This is a genomic window from Flavobacterium sp. B183 (genome assembly GCF_023539155.1).
Lineage (GTDB): Bacteria > Bacteroidota > Bacteroidia > Flavobacteriales > Flavobacteriaceae > Flavobacterium > Flavobacterium tructae.
Window position 1 is genome coordinate 232149 of the sequence record NZ_CP097434.1, and the last position, 17508, is coordinate 249656.

General features: G+C 34.9%; 13 protein-coding genes. 1 reads left to right on the forward strand and 12 read right to left on the reverse strand.

Going from position 1 to position 17508, the window contains the following annotated elements; genetic code table 11:
• Positions 1-68: 68 nt before the first annotated feature.
• From M4I44_RS01085 to M4I44_RS01135, 11 genes are all read right to left on the reverse strand, one after another.
• Positions 69-995, reverse strand: coding sequence for a magnesium transporter CorA family protein (locus M4I44_RS01085; protein ID WP_017494877.1), 927 nt, complete (start codon positions 993-995; stop codon positions 69-71).
• Positions 996-1205: 210 nt separating this feature from the next.
• Complete coding sequence (locus M4I44_RS01090) at positions 1206-2591, reverse strand: DUF4173 domain-containing protein (protein ID WP_249966284.1); 1386 nt, start codon at positions 2589-2591, stop codon at positions 1206-1208.
• Between the two features lie 122 nt (positions 2592-2713).
• Positions 2714-3004: a transcriptional regulator gene (locus tag M4I44_RS01095; RefSeq protein WP_017494879.1), complete on the reverse strand. Its 291-nt coding sequence runs from the start codon at positions 3002-3004 to the stop codon at positions 2714-2716.
• 8 nt (positions 3005-3012) lie between these two features.
• Positions 3013-3630: a hypothetical protein gene (locus M4I44_RS01100; protein WP_070907794.1), complete on the reverse strand. Its 618-nt coding sequence runs from the start codon at positions 3628-3630 to the stop codon at positions 3013-3015.
• A gap of 648 nt (positions 3631-4278) precedes the next feature.
• Positions 4279-5163, reverse strand: coding sequence for a bifunctional 5,10-methylenetetrahydrofolate dehydrogenase/5,10-methenyltetrahydrofolate cyclohydrolase (locus tag M4I44_RS01105; protein WP_017494881.1), 885 nt, complete (start codon positions 5161-5163; stop codon positions 4279-4281).
• A 130-nt stretch (positions 5164-5293) separates the two neighbouring features.
• Positions 5294-6646: a signal recognition particle protein gene (ffh, locus tag M4I44_RS01110; RefSeq protein WP_249966285.1), complete on the reverse strand. Its 1353-nt coding sequence runs from the start codon at positions 6644-6646 to the stop codon at positions 5294-5296.
• 322 nt (positions 6647-6968) lie between these two features.
• A complete protein-coding gene (locus tag M4I44_RS01115) occupies positions 6969-8654 on the reverse strand; it encodes an MBOAT family protein (RefSeq protein ID WP_017494883.1) in 1686 nt (561 codons plus the stop codon).
• 1 nt (position 8655) lies between these two features.
• Positions 8656-9987 carry a GDSL-type esterase/lipase family protein gene (locus tag M4I44_RS01120; protein WP_249966286.1) on the reverse strand — a complete coding sequence of 444 codons (1332 nt, stop codon included), beginning with the start codon at positions 9985-9987 and terminating at the stop codon, positions 8656-8658.
• A gap of 82 nt (positions 9988-10069) precedes the next feature.
• On the reverse strand, positions 10070-11554 hold the full coding sequence (locus M4I44_RS01125; RefSeq protein WP_070907797.1) for an SGNH/GDSL hydrolase family protein: 1485 nt from the start codon (positions 11552-11554) through the stop codon (positions 10070-10072).
• A gap of 294 nt (positions 11555-11848) precedes the next feature.
• A complete protein-coding gene (locus tag M4I44_RS01130) occupies positions 11849-12931 on the reverse strand; it encodes an HmuY family protein (protein ID WP_017494886.1) in 1083 nt (360 codons plus the stop codon).
• Between the two features lie 20 nt (positions 12932-12951).
• Positions 12952-15063 (reverse strand): TonB-dependent siderophore receptor, encoded by a 2112-nt coding sequence (locus tag M4I44_RS01135; RefSeq protein ID WP_017494887.1) that lies wholly within the window; start codon positions 15061-15063, stop codon positions 12952-12954.
• A 104-nt stretch (positions 15064-15167) separates the two neighbouring features.
• Here M4I44_RS01135 and M4I44_RS01140 point away from each other — a divergent pair, with 104 nt between their 5' ends.
• Positions 15168-16070, forward strand: a complete 903-nt coding sequence (locus M4I44_RS01140; RefSeq protein WP_017494888.1) for a DUF6607 family protein — start codon at positions 15168-15170, stop codon at positions 16068-16070.
• A 508-nt stretch (positions 16071-16578) separates the two neighbouring features.
• On the opposite strand, the gene M4I44_RS01145 is transcribed toward M4I44_RS01140, so the two are convergent.
• On the reverse strand, positions 16579-17289 hold the full coding sequence (locus tag M4I44_RS01145; protein WP_249966287.1) for a YgdI/YgdR family lipoprotein: 711 nt from the start codon (positions 17287-17289) through the stop codon (positions 16579-16581).
• Positions 17290-17508 lie beyond the last annotated feature (219 nt).

The following is a 17508-nucleotide window of genomic DNA, read 5'->3' on the forward strand; positions in this document are numbered from 1 at the left end:
CATAAAAAAATCCCTTTCGATAAAACGAAAGGGATTTTCTTTAATATTAGAAATTGTTTTTTTTTTTATCAGAACCACCTTCTTCTTTTGAATAAAAACACTCCGACTGATGATAAGATAACAGACACTAAGAGAAGAATCCAAATACCGTACTTACTCTCTTCCAGACCATTCGGCACATTCATTCCATACAAGCTCGCTATTAAAGTAGGAATCATCAGAATAATAGAAATCGAAGTCATTTGCTTCATAATATTATTCATGTTATTGGAAATTACTGAAGCATAGGCATCCATCATACCTGTCAAGATATTGCTGTAAATATTTGCAGTGTCCTGTGCCTGACTTAATTCAATATCAACATCTTCCAGCAAATCCGGATCAAAATGCTCTCTTTGAGCTTTTAGATTTTTGATTCTGTGAAATAAAACATCATTTCCTTTTAAGGAAGTAATAAAAAACACCAGACATTTTTCGATCTGTAAAAGCGCCTGTAATTCCTCGTTCTTGATCGATTTCTCCAGGTTGTCTTCGGCCAGTTTTATCTTTTGATTGATCTGCTTTAAATATTTCAAATACCAGACACTTGACGACAGAAGTAACCTCATCACTAAATCGAAATTGTCTTTGATTACTATATTTTTTCGTCTTGTATATTGAAGAAAGTCAGAAACTATCTCGGTTTCATAAAAACTAATCGTAACGCAAACATCATCTTTAAAAATCAAACCCAAAGGTATGGTTTGAAAAGGAAGCTTAACATCGTTACTTTTTATAGGAACCCTCATGATAAACAAAGTCCAGCCGTCTTCAGACTCCATACGGGGTCTTTCGTCGATATCCTCAATATCGTTATAAAAGGCTTCAGGAATCTGAAGTTCTTCCAGTAAGTATTTTTTTTCTGTTTCTGAAGGAGATTCAATGCTGATCCAGCAGTTTGGAGTCCATTCTTGTATCTCGATTAGTCCGTTGTTGTTTTTGTAAAAGGCTTTCATTTCAAAATTGCAGGTGTTTAGCGTAGCATTTTGAAGAAATTCAAAAGCTACTTTAATTAAATACTAACGAATAATAATCGTCCATTGGAGAAGTTTTTTTAGTGCTGCAAAAGTATCCTTTATTTTTAAAACGAAAAACTTTAAAGTACTAATTAATTATTAAAAAACCGCCCTATATAAATTCTATAGGACGGTTTTTGCAAATATTTACTACTTTTTTTCTACAAATTCGTAATAAAGTGCTTTTGAAAGAAAAGGATCGTCCTTGTGGTCTTCTACACGATTCTCTTCCAGATAACCTTGCCCTTCCCCAACAATATTTATTGTTGAAAAGTAAGCATTCCGACTTTCATCATTAAAATGCAAGCTTCTTAAAAACCATGGCTCAATTCCTTTATTTACCGAGACATTGTAGTTTGTAATTAGATTTCCCCAGTTTACAAAACTGCATAAAAGTATCGTCCCGTAAAAACACCAGACCATTTGGTTAAAAAGATAAGCATTTGTTTTTTGTCTGGTGATTTTAAAAAAAGTAAAAATCAAACCAATTACCGCTAAAATCAGAAAAGCATAAACCCCCAGTCTTTTATAAGTTAAGCCAAAGAATGCGACATATTCTGAGTTTTTAATAATGGTACTCACTATCAGCACACCATTTAAAACAATCCATACTTTAGCCAGCTTTTTTAGACGAGCTGCTTTTTTATCAAAATTAAATCCTCCTTTAAAATAAAACAGAATCACTCCAACCGCCATAATTATCGAAAAGATTACAGCATTTACTCTTTCGTGAGTAGCTGAACTAAGTTTAGAAGTCTCAACAACCTCGAAAAATTGCTCATAATTGTAGGTGATGATAAAAACCAAAAGCATAAAATTTAATAAGATTAATGTAATCTCCCCACTTTTTCTTTCAAAATCCAGATCTAAAAACGAAAATGTTTGCTGATTCTTTATATCAATTACATTATCAAACTCATTGTCTAAAAGTTTATTTTTCTCGTAGCACACTTCAGGAACCCAATAATTCCAGAAACTAAATGAAATGTAAAATCCTACAGTCCCTATCAGAAGTACTTCGAAAATATCAAGATCTAAAGTATAGTCCGTTAATAAGGAGGAGAAATGCTCACTTCCAAAAGAATAGGCTGTAAAAAATACCACCAGAAAAATGAATGGGATAATAACGTATGCAACTAATTTCTTTGCAAAATTGTTGTGAATTTGTCTTTCAGGAAGCCATTGGCTGAACATAAAAACACGTCCTAACGTGGCGAAAGCGTTTAGAAATACAAGTGGAAAAATCTGAAGTATCTTTAATTCCGGATCTTGTAGTCTAAAATGCAGGAACAAAACAGACATGGAAAGTGCTAAAAAAGAAGGGAAATCTCCGTACCAGGCAAAAGCCATACACGACAAGACCGACGTAACCACCAAAATCAAATGAGACCGATCGGTAAACTTATCCTGAAAGAAATAACAAATCAGGCCGATTAACAATAGTCCAAAAATGGCGAGATTCACTCCCATTGATTCATGGTAAAAAAGCAGGATAAAAATCAAACTGCAGGCTGGGATAACTTGGTGTTTTTTCATTGTTGTTGAATTTACTATTAATGGTTAAATAGATTGTTGCCATTCTATAATGGCGTTTTTTGTTGATTTCAATTTTAAAAGTACTTTGTATTTCAAAGTTTTCAGATAAAAAAATAGAGTAATTACGATTTCATTAATTTTTCAAGAAAAGAAAGGTGCTCTTTAAAAGCCGCACGTCCTCTGGGAGTTACCTGGTAAGATGTTTTAGGTTTCTTGCCTACAAATTCTTTCTTCACTTCGATATATTCCGCTTTTTCAAGAGCTGAGGAATGACTTGCCAGATTTCCGTCCGTAATATTCAGCAGATTTTTCATTTCAGTAAAATCTACCCACTCGTTGACCATCAAAATGGACATAATACCCAATCTGACACGACTTTCAAAATCTTTATTTAATTTATCAATAATTCCCATCGAATGGATTATTTATATTTTTTGAACATTATTAATCCGTACAAGATATGCAAAATACCAAATCCAATGATCCAAAAAATCAAACCGTATCCAATTAAAAAAAGAGAAATAAATCCTAAAACTAATTCGCAAAAGCCCAAATATTTGATATCAGAATAGGTATACTTTTCCGCATTTATCAAAGCCAGTCCATAAAAAATTAAAGTAGCCGGCGCAATTAAACCATAAACCTCATGATAGATTAGCGCCAAACAAAATATACCTCCAGCCAATAATGGAATGGTTAAATTAAAAAGCATGTTTTTGGTTGCCGATGTCCAAATAGGCAAATCATACTTTTTGCTTTTTCTAACAGTAAAAAGCAAACCAAACGTAAAAGCTACTGCTAAAATAATCAAACCTGTAAAGACCAGTTCTGAAACCAGGTCAGCAGAATATTGCTTCTCATAATCTCCACCAAAATATTCGGTCCCATTTGCTTTAAACAATTGGTAAACATATAGTCCTCCAATTAAAGCCGAAAGTCCCGCAAATACTCCTGAAAGGCCGCTTAATGATATAAATCTTGAAGAGCGCTCCATCATGGAACGAATATGGGCTAAATCTTCTTGGTGCTTCTGATTCATAAATAAAGTACTTTGAGACACAAAGTTATGTTTTATTTTGAATTGACAAGCTAATTTTTGGAAAAATTTCGCAAAGATGCGCGGAGATTCACAAAGATTCACAAAGATTTTTATCGTATTACTTTGTGTTGCTTTGTGTAATCTCTGCGAGCCTCTGCGGAACCCAAAAAATCCCGCGAAGACTCACAAAGCTGGCACAGAGATGCACGGAGTCTTTTTTGCGTTCTTTTCTAAAAAAAATTCCAAATCCCAACTTTATAAAACATGGATAGTCCCTATAGGACATTTTTTCTTATTTTTTCTACCGAAATGTGACTTCTAACGGAGTTTATATTGTAGCGAATAAATAAACGCTAACAACAACAGATAACTTACCTTTTTTCTGCAGATATGTGACTCCTAACGGAGTCAATATCGTAGACAATAGGTAATTACAACATAATAGCCATTACAGCATTTTTCTACACTAACATTAAACTCTTGAAAGAGCTTATCCCATAAGGATCAAATAAAGGTAACACAACAACTAACCTGATTCGTCTTGTCCCGTAGGGACTACACCTTGAGATTCCAACATTAACTTCACCCCATCCAAAAAAAAGCCCGTTCTCTCGAACAGGCTTTAATCTAAAATTTATTTCTACACTATTAATTCTTAGCGCTTCGCATTTTACGCGCTAAAAGTGTATTTTTAAGCAGCATAGCGATTGTCATTGGTCCTACTCCACCTGGAACCGGTGTGATAAATGATGATTTTTTACTTACACCGTCGAAATCAACGTCTCCTGTAATCACATAACCTTTTGGATGCGAAGCATCTTCCACTCTTGTAATTCCAACGTCAATTACGACCACCCCATCTTTTACCATGTCGGCTTTTAAGTAATTTGGCACACCTAATGCCGTGATAATAATATCAGCACTTCTGGTATACTCCTCAATGTTTTGGGTTCTGCTGTGCGTTAGCGTAACTGTAGAATCTCCCGGATTTCCTTTACGGCTCATTAAAAGACTCATTGGTCGGCCCACGATATGACTTCTGCCAATAACAACAGTATGTTTTCCTGCAGTTTCAATATTGTAACGCTCTAACAACTGCATGATTCCAAATGGTGTTGCAGGAATAAAGCTGTCCATCTCTAAAGCCATTTTTCCAAAATTCGCAGGATGAAAGCCGTCCACATCTTTGTCCGGATCAATAGCCATTAGAATTTTTTGTTCGCTGATGTGTTTTGGCAAAGGCAACTGAACAATAAATCCGTCCAGATTATCGTCTTCATTCAGTTCTTTAATTTTTGCCAGTAGTTCTGTTTCTGTAATTGTTTCGGGTAAACTCACCAAAGTCGAATCAAAGCCTATTTGCTGGCAAGATCTCACTTTACTTCCTACGTAAGTTAAACTTGCTCCGTCAGTTCCAACGATTACTGCTGCCAAATGAGGTACTTTCCCTCCGGCATCTTTTATCGATTGAACTTCGGCTGCAATTTCGTTTTTAATGTCTTCAGCTGTTTTTTTACCGTCTAGTAGTTGCATTGTTTTATTTTAGTTTCTGATTTAAAATTTCCGGTTTCACGTTAAAAGCGAAACACCTATTTATATTAATCAAAAAAGTTTCAAGTTGTAGTTTCATAACCTGAAACCTTAAACTTGAAACTTTTTTATTTTATCTCGGCATTCCGCCTGGCATTCCTTTCATTCCGCCCATCATCTTCATCAGATTTTTTCCGCCCGGACCCTGCATCATCTTCATCATCTTGCTCATTTGGTCAAACTGCTTCATTAACTGATTTACCTGCTCGACTTTGGTTCCGGAACCTTTAGCGATTCTGGCTTTTCTTTTCACGTCGATTATCGAAGGTTTACTTCTTTCTATCGGGGTCATCGAGTGGATGATCGCCTCAATATGTTTAAAAGCATCATCTTCTATCTCTACGTCTTTCATGGCTTTTGAAGCACCCGGTATCATTCCGACCAAGTCTTTCATGTTACCCATTTTCTTTACTTGCTGAATTTGCGTAAGAAAATCATCAAAACCAAATTCGTTTTTAGCAATTTTCTTTTGAAGTTTTCTGGCTTCTTCTTCATCAAATTGCTCCTGCGCTCTTTCTACAAGCGACACAACGTCACCCATACCTAAAATACGCTCAGCCATACGATCCGGATAGAAAACATCAATTGCCTCCATCTTCTCTCCTGTACCTACAAATTTGATTGGCTTGTTTACAACCGATTTAATCGAAATTGCAGCTCCACCACGTGTATCCCCATCTAATTTGGTTAAAATAACTCCATCAAAATTCAGGATGTCATTGAAGGCTTTTGCCGTATTTACAGCATCCTGTCCTGTCATAGAATCTACAACAAACAAGGTTTCCTGAGGCTGAATTGCTTTATGAACACGAGCAATTTCATCCATCATTTCCTGATCTACTGCTAAACGACCGGCTGTATCGACAATCACTACGTTAAAGCCATTTTCTTTTGCATGTTTGATTGCGTTTTGAGCAATTTCAACAGGGTTTTTATTTTCCGGCTCTGAATAAACCTCAACACCTATTTGATCTCCCACAACATGTAACTGATTAATCGCCGCAGGACGGTAGATATCACACGCTACTAAAAGTGGTTTTTTATTTTTCTTTGTCTTTAAGAAATTGGCCAGTTTCCCTGAGAAGGTTGTTTTTCCCGATCCCTGAAGTCCTGACATTAAAATAACAGAAGGATTCCCGGAAAGATTAACACCGGCAACATCACCACCCATCAATTCGGTTAGTTCGTCTTTAACTAACTTCACCAGTAATTGTCCCGGCTGAAGCGTTGTTAAAACGTCCTGACCAATTGCCTTTTCTTTTACTTTAGTGGTAAAATCTTTAGCAATTTTAAAGTTAACATCGGCATCAAGTAAGGCACGACGAACTTCTTTTAAAGTATCGGCAACGTTTACTTCTGTAATTTTACCGTGTCCTTTTAATATATGGAAGGCTTTATCTAACTTATCACTTAAATTATCAAACATACTTTTTTCTTTATTTGAAGTGCAAAGATAATCTAATTAGGCATTTCAGGCAATTTTTATTTAATCACATTTAAACTTGAAGTGTACGCTAATTTTACCGCAAAGAGCGCAAAGTTTTACGCAAAGCTCGCTAGGTTTTTTTTGCTTGTAAAGATGCGAAGTCCCAATATTTTTTCCTGCTGATTTAGCAGATATCGCCGATTTTTTTACATACATAATCTAAAAAAGGAATCTGCCTAATCTGTTAAATCTGCGAAAACAAAAAAGACGCAAGGAATAAACCTTTGCGCCTTTGTAACTCTGTCCCTTTGCCCCTTCTTAATTAAAACTGGAAGTAAATAAACGGCTGCGAACCGGCAACTGCTGTTGCATAGACTATCCAATACGTAAATCCCAGAATAATTGCTTTTCCAATCAGAGGTGTTTTATCAAAAACTAATTTCATTTTAGAGGTAATAGCTTCCGGCAAGACGTGCCAAACGTATCCGAAAAGCATCAATAAAAATACATTTTTGTAACCTATTATGATTGCCTGCCAATGTTCCGGCTCAAAAGTTAACTGACCAATATTATTAATGACCTGAAGTGCTGTTTCAAAATCTCTGGCACGGAAAAATATCCAACAGAAAACAACAAAGTGGAAGGTAATGACGATTGAAAAGAATTTCCATAAAAATCCAGAACCTTTGCCCTCTTTTTTGGGAGGGAAAAATTCCATGAAAATTTTATGAACGGCTAATGCCAATCCGTGTAATGCTCCCCAAACAATAAACTGTGCTCCGGCTCCGTGCCACAATCCTCCTAAAAGCATCGTGGTAAATAAATTGAAATTGGTCACCAATGTTTGGTTTTTCTTTTTCGAAAGTAAAAAGGTCAGACAGAAAAGCACTAATGCCCCAATTGCGATCCCTAGTGGAATGAAACTTTCGTTTATGTTTGAAATTCCCCAAAGCAATAATCCGAAGAAGAATAAACTTGGGAATAAAAACCCTGCGAATGTTCCTTCGCGATTTCCACCGATCGAGATATACAAAAAGTCTTTCAGCCAGGTGGATAGTGAAATATGCCATCTTCTCCAGAAATCGGTAATAGAAGTTGACTTATAAGGCGTTCTAAAGTTGGCCGGAAGTTTGAATCCTAACAGCAAAGCGATTCCGATTGCCATATCTGAATATCCTGAAAAATCGCAGTAAATTTGAATGGCATACCCATAAGATGCCATTAAATTTTCGAACGAGGTATAATTCATCGGGGTATCAAAAACACGATCAACGAAATTTATAGAGATGTAATTTGAAATCACTGTTTTCTTAATCAATCCGCCAATAATCAAAAACAAAGCGTTGTTTACATCTTCTCTGGTCAGGTTTAATTTCTGATAAATCTGAGGTAAAAAATCCTTTGCTCTAACGATTGGTCCTGCCACCAACTGTGGAAAGAACGAAACGAAGAACAAATATTCGATGTAATTTTTGGTTGGTTTAATTTCTTCACGGTAGATTTCAATAATATAACTCATCGACTGGAAGGTGTAAAATGAAATTCCAACCGGCAGAAAAATATCGTGCAGTTCATAATTTCCATGAAACATATCATTGAAAGTAACAATCATGAAGTTCATGTATTTGAAATACCCCAACAATCCCAGATTCAGAATTACACTGATCACCAGATAAATTTTCTTTGTACTGTCTTTTGCTTCTCTGTAAATGATCTGACTCAGGCCGTAATCAACAACAGACGAAAGTAATAATAGTAGAAAGTAAATTCCACTTGACTTGTAATAAAAGAAAAGCGAAAAGAGGATAACGTATGTTAATCTCAAATAAAATGTTTTGCGTAAAAAGGCATACACAAAATAAAAAACCAGAAATAACCCCAGGAACAAACCGGTATTAAACAGTAATTTTTCTTCAGGATTATATATAAACCAGCTTTGAACCTGCTCTGGAGTAATCGCTCCAAAATTCTGAATGAACCAATTATTTATGCTATCTATTGTAATCAACTTAATTCTTTAATTTAAAATTATCGTATGCTTTTAAAAATGCTTCTGCAAACAAGTTTCCTTGTTTTTCATATCCTTTTTTAGAATAATGAACCCAATCCGGGCCAATTAATCCAGAGGACTTTAAACCTCTAATTCCTTCCATCGCTCCCAATTCATCGTATAAATCCCAAACTGCAAAACCATCTGTCTTTGCTATTTCAATAATACTTTTTGCGTAATCGCGAATATAAACATTAGGTCTTCTTGCTTTGAGTAATGAAGGAGGCGGAGTCATCACGATGATAGAAACCTTACTATTGTGTTCTTTCACATTTTTTATAAAATCTCGCAATTCCTTTATATACGCCGAAGCTTCCATATGATCGTAGCTTTCGTTTGTTCCTAACGAAAGAACTATAAGATCGCTATGCAATGCTTTTAGCTGTTCAAAAAATAACGGGTACTTATTATAATCTGAAAACTTGGCTCCATTTACCCCAATGCTGCTATAAATTAAACCGGGGGTATCTTTTTCTAAAACGATTCCGCTCAATTCGTACTTTGAAGCTTCTTTATTGGGAAGCAGGAAAATACGACTCAACGTTTTTTCAGAGTTGTAATAATGAGTAAACGAATCCGATTCTAAATTTAGGGGAACAAATTCTGAACTTGTAATATTTCTCGGCTTAGTTTCGTTTGTTCGGATTTTAAGCGTTCTTCCCGCACGAATGTTATTCGATTTCAGATGATTGTCTTTTCTAATATCGGCTACCGAAACATTGTATTTGTCAGCAATTGTCGAGATCGCTTCTCCTTTTTTAATCTTGTGCGCAATTACTTTTCGCTCTGTAGACTGAATCGTTTTGGTTTGAGAGGATATCGCTAAATCAAACATGTTCTGATTTTGTGGCGTAATAATTTTAATAGTATTGAAATTATACGCAGCATCTTTAACGTTCAATTCAACAGCAAAACCGCCATTGTCTCTCCAAAGTGCAATTCCGCTTAAACCAACGGGAACATTTTTGACAGGATGAATGTTTCGGTAACTTTCCCAACCTCTGTTGGAACGAAACCGCTCGTTATAAGAACCGTTTGTTTTGGCCAGTTGATACGGAAAAACTAACCCACGGCCGCCATTACCAAACTTTTGCTGTAGTTTTTTCCTAATCTCATTGGTCATTAAATCACTCTGAATGTGCGAATCTCCCACATGGACCATATTGATTTTTTGACTATTTTGACTTTCGTTCGACTTCAATTTCAAAAAAAACGGCACTAAGACTTCTGCATTATAAATCCTGTCTCCCGAAAAAGAATCAACAGCGGCTGTATCGGCTTTATGCATCATATTTTTTGTAATTGGAATTGAATCTGTCTTTGGTATTTTATCGTTTGTTGAGAAAAAAAGACAACAAAAGAAGATAATTAATCTATTCATTTACGCTATCTGTTTTTACCGCTACGGAATCTGTATTGGTCTTCCTGGCTGCTTTCCTTTTGTTGGTATCAGCCTCTCTGTTTACCCGTAATACTTTATATTGCTCGTAACCTTTGTTCAATTGATCGTATACTAATTTACCAATAGCTTTTGCCCCTCGCTGATTAAAGTGTGTATAATCTTTATTGGCTCTGGCCGGAGATTCGTCTACCCATTTCACCATTGATCCGTCACCTCCCATTAAGGTGTACAAATTCACAAATCCGGATTCGGTTTCAAGAGCGTATCTTTTTTGCGCTCTCATTAATGGAACAACTGCTGAATCGGTTTTCATCTCTAAATCGTACTTGGTAGATTTATCGGCTGTCGAAATGATCAGGATCGAAACTCCCGGAAAAGATTCTTTAATTTTATTCACCGCTTTGGTCATACCTCTTTGGTACCAATTGTAATTCTTGGTTCCATAATTTAGAACGTTGGTTCCGTAATGTAGAATAACCAAGTCGTACTTTAAACTGTTATTGAACCCCTGCATAACATTCGAATTAAAGGTAGAAATTGGCAAACCTGAGTTCCCTCTTTGCGAGAAGTTGTCTACATGAACCCCGTTTCCGCTATCAAAATTAAAACCATAGATTGGAATGGAATCGGCATGAATAAAATTGGCTTTAAATCCTTTTATGCTTCCCGAAGTTACTTTTAGAGTGTTGATCAGATTGTTTGGTACAAGGCTTTTTCGCAAGGTATCTTTGCCGATAATGAAATTTACATTACCTTTTTTAGACCCTCTGCCGTAATACAAAGTCGGACTATCTAAAGTTGTTGCGTGTTTGTTTAAACCTGCTTCGTACTGAACCCAGGTCGTATTTGATTTATCATTAGCAAAAAACACATGCCCGTTTACTCCAAATGGACTCGTTGGATGTTTTACGTTCAAATACGATTGCATTTTCCAGTTTTTGGAAGCCGAAGATTTTACAGAACCACGTGATGCTGCAGATTCTGAATTGATGGACACAAAACCAACTCCGCTTCCACCAAAACGTTCCTGGTAATTGGCGCGAACATCCTGCACAATTAAATCACCATCGGTCATGGAATCTCCATAATAGGCAATTCTGACTTTGGCTTGCGGATTATTCTCCAGCTGGTATAATTTTTCGTAAAAAGAAATCAGGTATTGATATCCTTTGTAGTTATCGAAAGTTTCAGATGGAAATTCGATTCCTTCCGAAGCATCGAAAACAATCTTTTCCCTCATTTCATTTTTCTCATCTTCGGTCAGACTGTCTCCACCCTGTTCCAGAGAATCATTTGCGACTGACTCTAAAAGCAGACTATCGATTAGTACGTTTTTAGAATCTACTTTACTATCCGAAAAGATCTTGTCCGGCAAGATTTGCTTAAACCCGATGAAAGCTATAAATGCCAGTGCCACAATGGCAAAAGACTGAAAGAAATAAGATTTTGTATTCACTCGTAATAATAAATTTGAAGAAAGGATTCACTAAAAATTTCATTTCAAAATTCCTACTAATTCCTTATAAAAAAGTACGGGCAAAGATAGAATTAAACAATTAATTTCTAGGTTCTTTTTAACATTAAAATAATACAAAAAAAAGAGGCTGAACGAATCCAACCTCTTGATCAAAAAAAAAAATAAAAAAATAAAGTCAATGATTAACTAAAATTTGAAATAAATTGAATGTGATAGACTACAGATGTAAAAAAAACCCGAACAAATTAATTATTCGGGTTTTCTATCTTCTTCTTATTTAAGGATTGCGTACTCTAAAGTAACATAACCTCTAATTCCTGCTTCATTGGTCATCGCCAGGAATTTAACTTTATAATAATTTCCGGCTGCATCTTTAACCACATAAAAACGATCTGCTCTTATGCTTGGTAGAGTAGTTGGTCCACCACCACTTCTCCAGTTAGAACCAATAACTCTCTGGTCTGTTTTTGAAAGCGTGAAATTTGACTCTACTACATTTGCTTTAGCAAAAGCAGCATAAGTTACATCAGCCGTAACTAAAACCTGATAAACCTGAGTTCCAGATTTTGCATTTGTTGTGATAAAGTCAGAAAAACCGTAAGTCACATCACCACTACCCATATTAAAATAGTTGGTAAATACGGTAAAGTTTAAATCCCATTTTGCTTTTTGCGGTTCAACTGCAACTGTATTTCCTGTCGCTAAACTGAAAAATGTAAAATTAAAATCAGCATCTTTAGAAATTACTTTTTCTGTGAATGTAGTAGAAGTCAAATCAGCGTATTGAATTTTGTATCCATTACCGCTTCTTAAAATTCTAACTTTTTTCCATCCTCTTGAATCACCATCAACACTAACGGAACCTTTTGCCGGTACTGCTGTTGAAACTTTAAATCCAAGATTCACTAAATATACTTTATTGTCTGCATCTGTTGCAGAAACTTCAGCAATAGCAGTTCCTACTCCTGCTCCTGCACCAGCTAAAACACCAGTTGGATTATCAACATATCCGTTTGATGAAGGGTTCTCACCAGCTCCAACTGAAACATTGGTGTCGATTGTTTGAGATACTGTAATATCTGATGTAGCTAATTTTTTAACAGCCATTTTAACAGATCCGTTCAAAACAACTCTAAAATCATCTCCTGATGAGAATCCGAAATCCCATGATTCTCTGTTTACTGCTTTAAATTCCGCAGCACTTAAATCAAGGTAAACCTGATTTGGCTGATTAGGACCTCCAACTGTCGGCTGTAAAGTTGCTCCAACGGTCGGGATCTCGACCTTAGTATCGTCGTCACTTGAGCAAGATGCAAGTGATAAGAAAGCGAATGATAGTAATAAAAGTTTTTTCATTGTATTTATGTATTAAGTATTTAAAGATTAAGATTATATGCTAATTTAAAAAAGTAAGAACGTCCGTATGCGAGCATTAAATTTGAAGATGTTGCATGTGCCGATCCTCCACTTGTTTTACTTCGGTTTACATCGGTTACATTAAAAATGTTTCTTGCTCCGACCGTTACTTCAAATCTGTCTTTGAAGAAATTCTTTCTGATTGATGCATCAAACCAATTACTGGCAGCGATAGTAGACAGCACGTATTCTGACGCACCTTCCTCAAACTGTTGCGTTTTTCCGTTGTACTTGTAATAACCCGAAATAATTGTTTTCCACTTTGGGATGTTATAAGATACACTTGCATTTAAATTAAACGAATAGAGAAAATCATCGTTTGAAACAATTTTTTGATTGTCTAATCGCTGCGAAACTCCTACCAATGCAGCTCCAACATTAATCGTCAAGCTATTTAATCTGAACTGATTCGTTGTAGAAAAATTCCACATTCTGTATTTACTAATATTGATGTATTGATTTTCAGGTGTACCGGTATTTGGATTGTTCCCTATAAATACCATGTCAATTCTATCATTAACATCCAGGTAGCTTCCCCCAATTGTATTTGATATTTGTAGTCCTGAAGGAAACGAAGTAAACTTTTTAACACTTGTTTCATAAGAAGTACTTGTTTCCGGAATCAAGTTTTCATTTCCCGCAAAGAAATGTCCGTCGAAAATTTGATTCACATACAATTCCTCAAAATTTGGAGTTCTAAAACCGTTACCATACGATCCCCTCAACTCAACTCCTTTATCAAACAAATATCTTAATGCAACTGAAGAAGCATATTGATTTTTAAATTTAGACTGTGCCGAAAATCTCAATCCCGGTTTTATAGAAAACCGATCGGTAGCCATAATTTCTGAAGAAACAAAAAAATCATAGTTCTCTATCGTTTTATAAACCGATTCAATCACATTATTCTTTTTTTGAACAAGTGCGAATCCTTTATTGTTTACAAATTCATATCCCACCTGCAAATCAATACTTTTGTCTGAGAAAAAATTATTTAATGTCCCTGTAGAGGAAAGAACTTCCATCGACTGATCTTTCTTCTTCTCGTTCGCCCCTTCAGTTTTAGTAAACAAATAATACGTGAAATTCTCTATTTCTCGCTGTTGCTTCTGATGTGTAACAGAAACATTATACGTTAATTGTGAGAACAGCGATCCGGTTGCATTTAAATTATGAAAGTACCTGTTGGTAAAATATCTTTTATCATCAGCAGCACGATAGGATCCCAAAGTAGGATTAAAAAGAGACTGCACTGTACTATTATAAAAATCTACATCTTCATCTAAGTACTCAAATTTATAGAAGAATCGAAAATCGTCTTTTCGATACGATAACATCGCGTTTCCGTTTAACTGATCTTTTGGCAACCAACTGTAACCTCGCATAAAATCAGTTTGAAAGTAATCCTTACCCTTTTTACCATTTAAAAAACCTTGAAAATCATTTCTATTTGCTCCTACACTTACAAACCAGTTCTCATTAAAAGTATGCGCTACACGTAAAGATTGAATATGGCGTCCTTTATCAAAAAGAGCGTATTCTTTTCCAACGGTCTCCTCTTGCACTGCGGCATTAATATCCCACTTATATTTAGATGATTTTTTAGTTATAATATTAAGAACTCCGCTTACAGCATTGGCTCCGTAGCTAACTCCCATAGAACCTTCTACAATTTCAATATGATCCACATCATTTAGGTTAATCTGAGACAAATCTGTATTGTTCCCCAGACCGGCTTCATTAACTAATGGTATATTATCCACTAAAATTTTAAAGTATTGTGCATCTAATCCAAACAAGGAAACGGTTGAGCGCCCGGTTGTTCCACTAGGTCTAACGGTGATATTTAAATATTGATTTAAAACGTCTGCTAAGTTATTTGCTGCTAAATTTTGTATGTCCTGATTAGAAATCACACGAACATTAAACACTGATTTTTTTATAGACTGTGGTTCAAACTGCCCGGTAACCACCACTTCAGAAAGTTTATTTACAGCCGTGGTATCTTTCTTTTGTGCAAAAGATATTTGACAAAAAAGAAAAGCTGCAAAAAAGATAAATTTGATTTTCATTATTTTTATTCAATCTTAATAATGGCGCAAATGTATAAATTATTTTTATTTGTTCTAAATTAAATACATATATTTGCGAAAATTTAAAAACAAAATATTACGTTATGATTTCAAAAAGCCTCTATTTTTCAGCTGTTATGGCTTTGACTTGTAGCCTTGGTTTCAGTCAGGATAAAAAGCAACAAGACATCAAATCCATCAAATCTATGTGTGGTTGCTACGAAGTGAAGTTTAATTTCGCAGAAACTTTTCAATACGCTAAAGATTCGGCGACTTATAAACCATCAGAAACAAAACACGAATCTGCATTAGAATGGGTAGAGTTATTAGAAGACACTCCTAACAAAATTGTAATGCAACACTTATTAATAGTGAGTGACGACATGATCATCAAACACTGGAGACAAGACTGGTTGTATGAAAACACTGATTTATATACCTTTAATAAAGGAACTTCATGGAAATACAAACAACTGGACAAAAAAGCAGTAAAAGGCCAATGGACACAAAAAGTATTTCAGGTAGACGATAGCCCACGTTACGAAGGATCTTCGACATGGGTACACGTAGACGGACAAAACTACTGGGCAAACATTGCTGATGCACCACTTCCAAGAAGAGAGCAAACCAAACGTAATGACTATAATGTTTTAAAAAGAAGAAACATTCACGAAATTACAGCTACAGGATGGAATCATGAGCAAGACAATGACAAATTGGTACGTGACGACAGCGGAAAAGATGTTTTATTAGCGCAAGAAAAAGGCCTGGACGTTTACACTAAAGTTCCGGATATTAAATGTATCGCTGCTCAAAAATGGTGGAAAGAAAACAACGCCCTTTGGAAGAATGTTCGTGACAAATGGCAAACTCTTTTTGACAGACACCAGGACTTAAACTTAGAAGCTAAAGTAGACAGAAAAGCACTTTACTCACTTCTGTTTGATTTGAAACCAACTGCTACAAAAGCAGAAACTGATGCAATCATTAATAAGTTCGTAAAATAAGAAATTCTTTTTCTACTTATATTCTAAAAGCCGATAGTTTGTCACTATCGGCTTTTTTATGCATAAAAAAAACCGTCTGAAAATGAATTCAAACGGTCTACTACCTTCTATGTTTAATTAGGCTATTAGCTTACTAATTCAAAACAGCATAAAATTAAAATTAATAAAAGGTTGGTATTTTTAATCTCTATGATAGATATTTTGGAATATTCCTCGCGGAAATGCTAAAAAAACTCTTGAAGTGATATTAGAGTCTGTAAATAAGGATATTAGTACCCTGTCGTACTTCCTTTATTAAAGTAGGAAAATTAATATATTATTTTATAACACACAAGCAAATAACAGACTATTTTTTTACTTTTTTCTAGAAGACTAAAATCCAGTATTTTGACTATATCATACAAGACCGTATAATAAGAATCGAGAAAAAACAAAAAGGGCTGATAGTTTTATAACTATCAGCCCTTTGATTTATGCTATGTATAAAAAATACGTTTTACATGAACTATTATTTAGCTTCTGTACACTCAGAATAAGAAACAATATGTTTTGTTAAATCTGTCCATTTAGGCTCCGGATTTGCAGTAATTACTTTTTCACAGCTTCCCCATAATGGCACAAATTCTTTTTTATAATCTTTCTTCTTCAATAAAAATGCAGGAGAATCTTTTTTAGCAACATAATAAGATTTTGCATCACCTCCGATAAATTTAACTCCTCCAACTCCTAATGAAGTTGTTTCTTTTGCATAAGGATCACAATACACTTTAAATTCTTTACTGAATGATGGATTAAGTAATTGCATTAACAATTTACTGTTTCTTTTTTTGATTTTTACATCAGCAGTTTCAAAATAAGCGTATCCTTGGTTTAAGAAATCCTGGTTTAACTTATCGTCATTCCATTTTTTAAAGTCTTCAAGAAAATTTAATCTTTTCCCTAAGTTATCCAATCCACTTGGTGGCAAGTACATGAATTTAATATCTTCTGGTTTTAGTTTGTGTTTTTTACCCGTTCCATCTTGTAATTTGATGAACTCAATTAAACCTTTGTCTCTGTCGATATCTTTAATAGTACCATTTATTTCGGTACCATCAGCTAAAGTAATGTAAGCAGTTTTACTGTGAGAAAATCCATAAGAAGGAGAAATCAAATCTTGCGCATTTGCAGAACAACACACTACTAGAAACACTAGTAGTAAAAAGGAATTTTTAATCATTTGTTTTTTGGTTAATTTTTTGCCTACTCTTGCGATTTTCGGCTTCCTCGATTATTATTTTAACAGGAAATTTTTAGCTAACAGCCTGTATTTATTGATTTCACCAACTTTTTTTATAAATTATTTTCTTACCGTAAACATAGTTATAAAAACGAGATTTACAAATGTTAAATTGTGTTTTTTACACGAAAATTCGCCCCAAAAACCTTTACCTGTTTT

What these genes read in the sequence shown, in the direction of transcription:
- M4I44_RS01095 (WP_017494879.1), bottom strand. Translation starts at nt 3,004, where the DNA reads ATGGGAATTATTGATAAATTAAATAAAGATTTTGAAAGTCGTGTCAGA.
- M4I44_RS01085 (WP_017494877.1), bottom strand. Translation starts at nt 995, where the DNA reads ATGAAAGCCTTTTACAAAAACAACAACGGACTAATCGAGATACAAGAA.
- ffh (WP_249966285.1), bottom strand. Translation starts at nt 6,646, where the DNA reads ATGTTTGATAATTTAAGTGATAAGTTAGATAAAGCCTTCCATATATTA.
- M4I44_RS01100 (WP_070907794.1), bottom strand. Translation starts at nt 3,630, where the DNA reads ATGAATCAGAAGCACCAAGAAGATTTAGCCCATATTCGTTCCATGATG.
- M4I44_RS01135 (WP_017494887.1), bottom strand. Translation starts at nt 15,063, where the DNA reads ATGAAAATCAAATTTATCTTTTTTGCAGCTTTTCTTTTTTGTCAAATA.
- M4I44_RS01090 (WP_249966284.1), bottom strand. Translation starts at nt 2,591, where the DNA reads ATGAAAAAACACCAAGTTATCCCAGCCTGCAGTTTGATTTTTATCCTG.
- M4I44_RS01140 (WP_017494888.1), top strand. Translation starts at nt 15,168, where the DNA reads ATGATTTCAAAAAGCCTCTATTTTTCAGCTGTTATGGCTTTGACTTGT.
- M4I44_RS01145 (WP_249966287.1), bottom strand. Translation starts at nt 17,289, where the DNA reads ATGATTAAAAATTCCTTTTTACTACTAGTGTTTCTAGTAGTGTGTTGT.
- M4I44_RS01120 (WP_249966286.1), bottom strand. Translation starts at nt 9,987, where the DNA reads ATGATGCATAAAGCCGATACAGCCGCTGTTGATTCTTTTTCGGGAGAC.
- M4I44_RS01105 (WP_017494881.1), bottom strand. Translation starts at nt 5,163, where the DNA reads ATGCAACTACTAGACGGTAAAAAAACAGCTGAAGACATTAAAAACGAA.
- M4I44_RS01130 (WP_017494886.1), bottom strand. Translation starts at nt 12,931, where the DNA reads ATGAAAAAACTTTTATTACTATCATTCGCTTTCTTATCACTTGCATCT.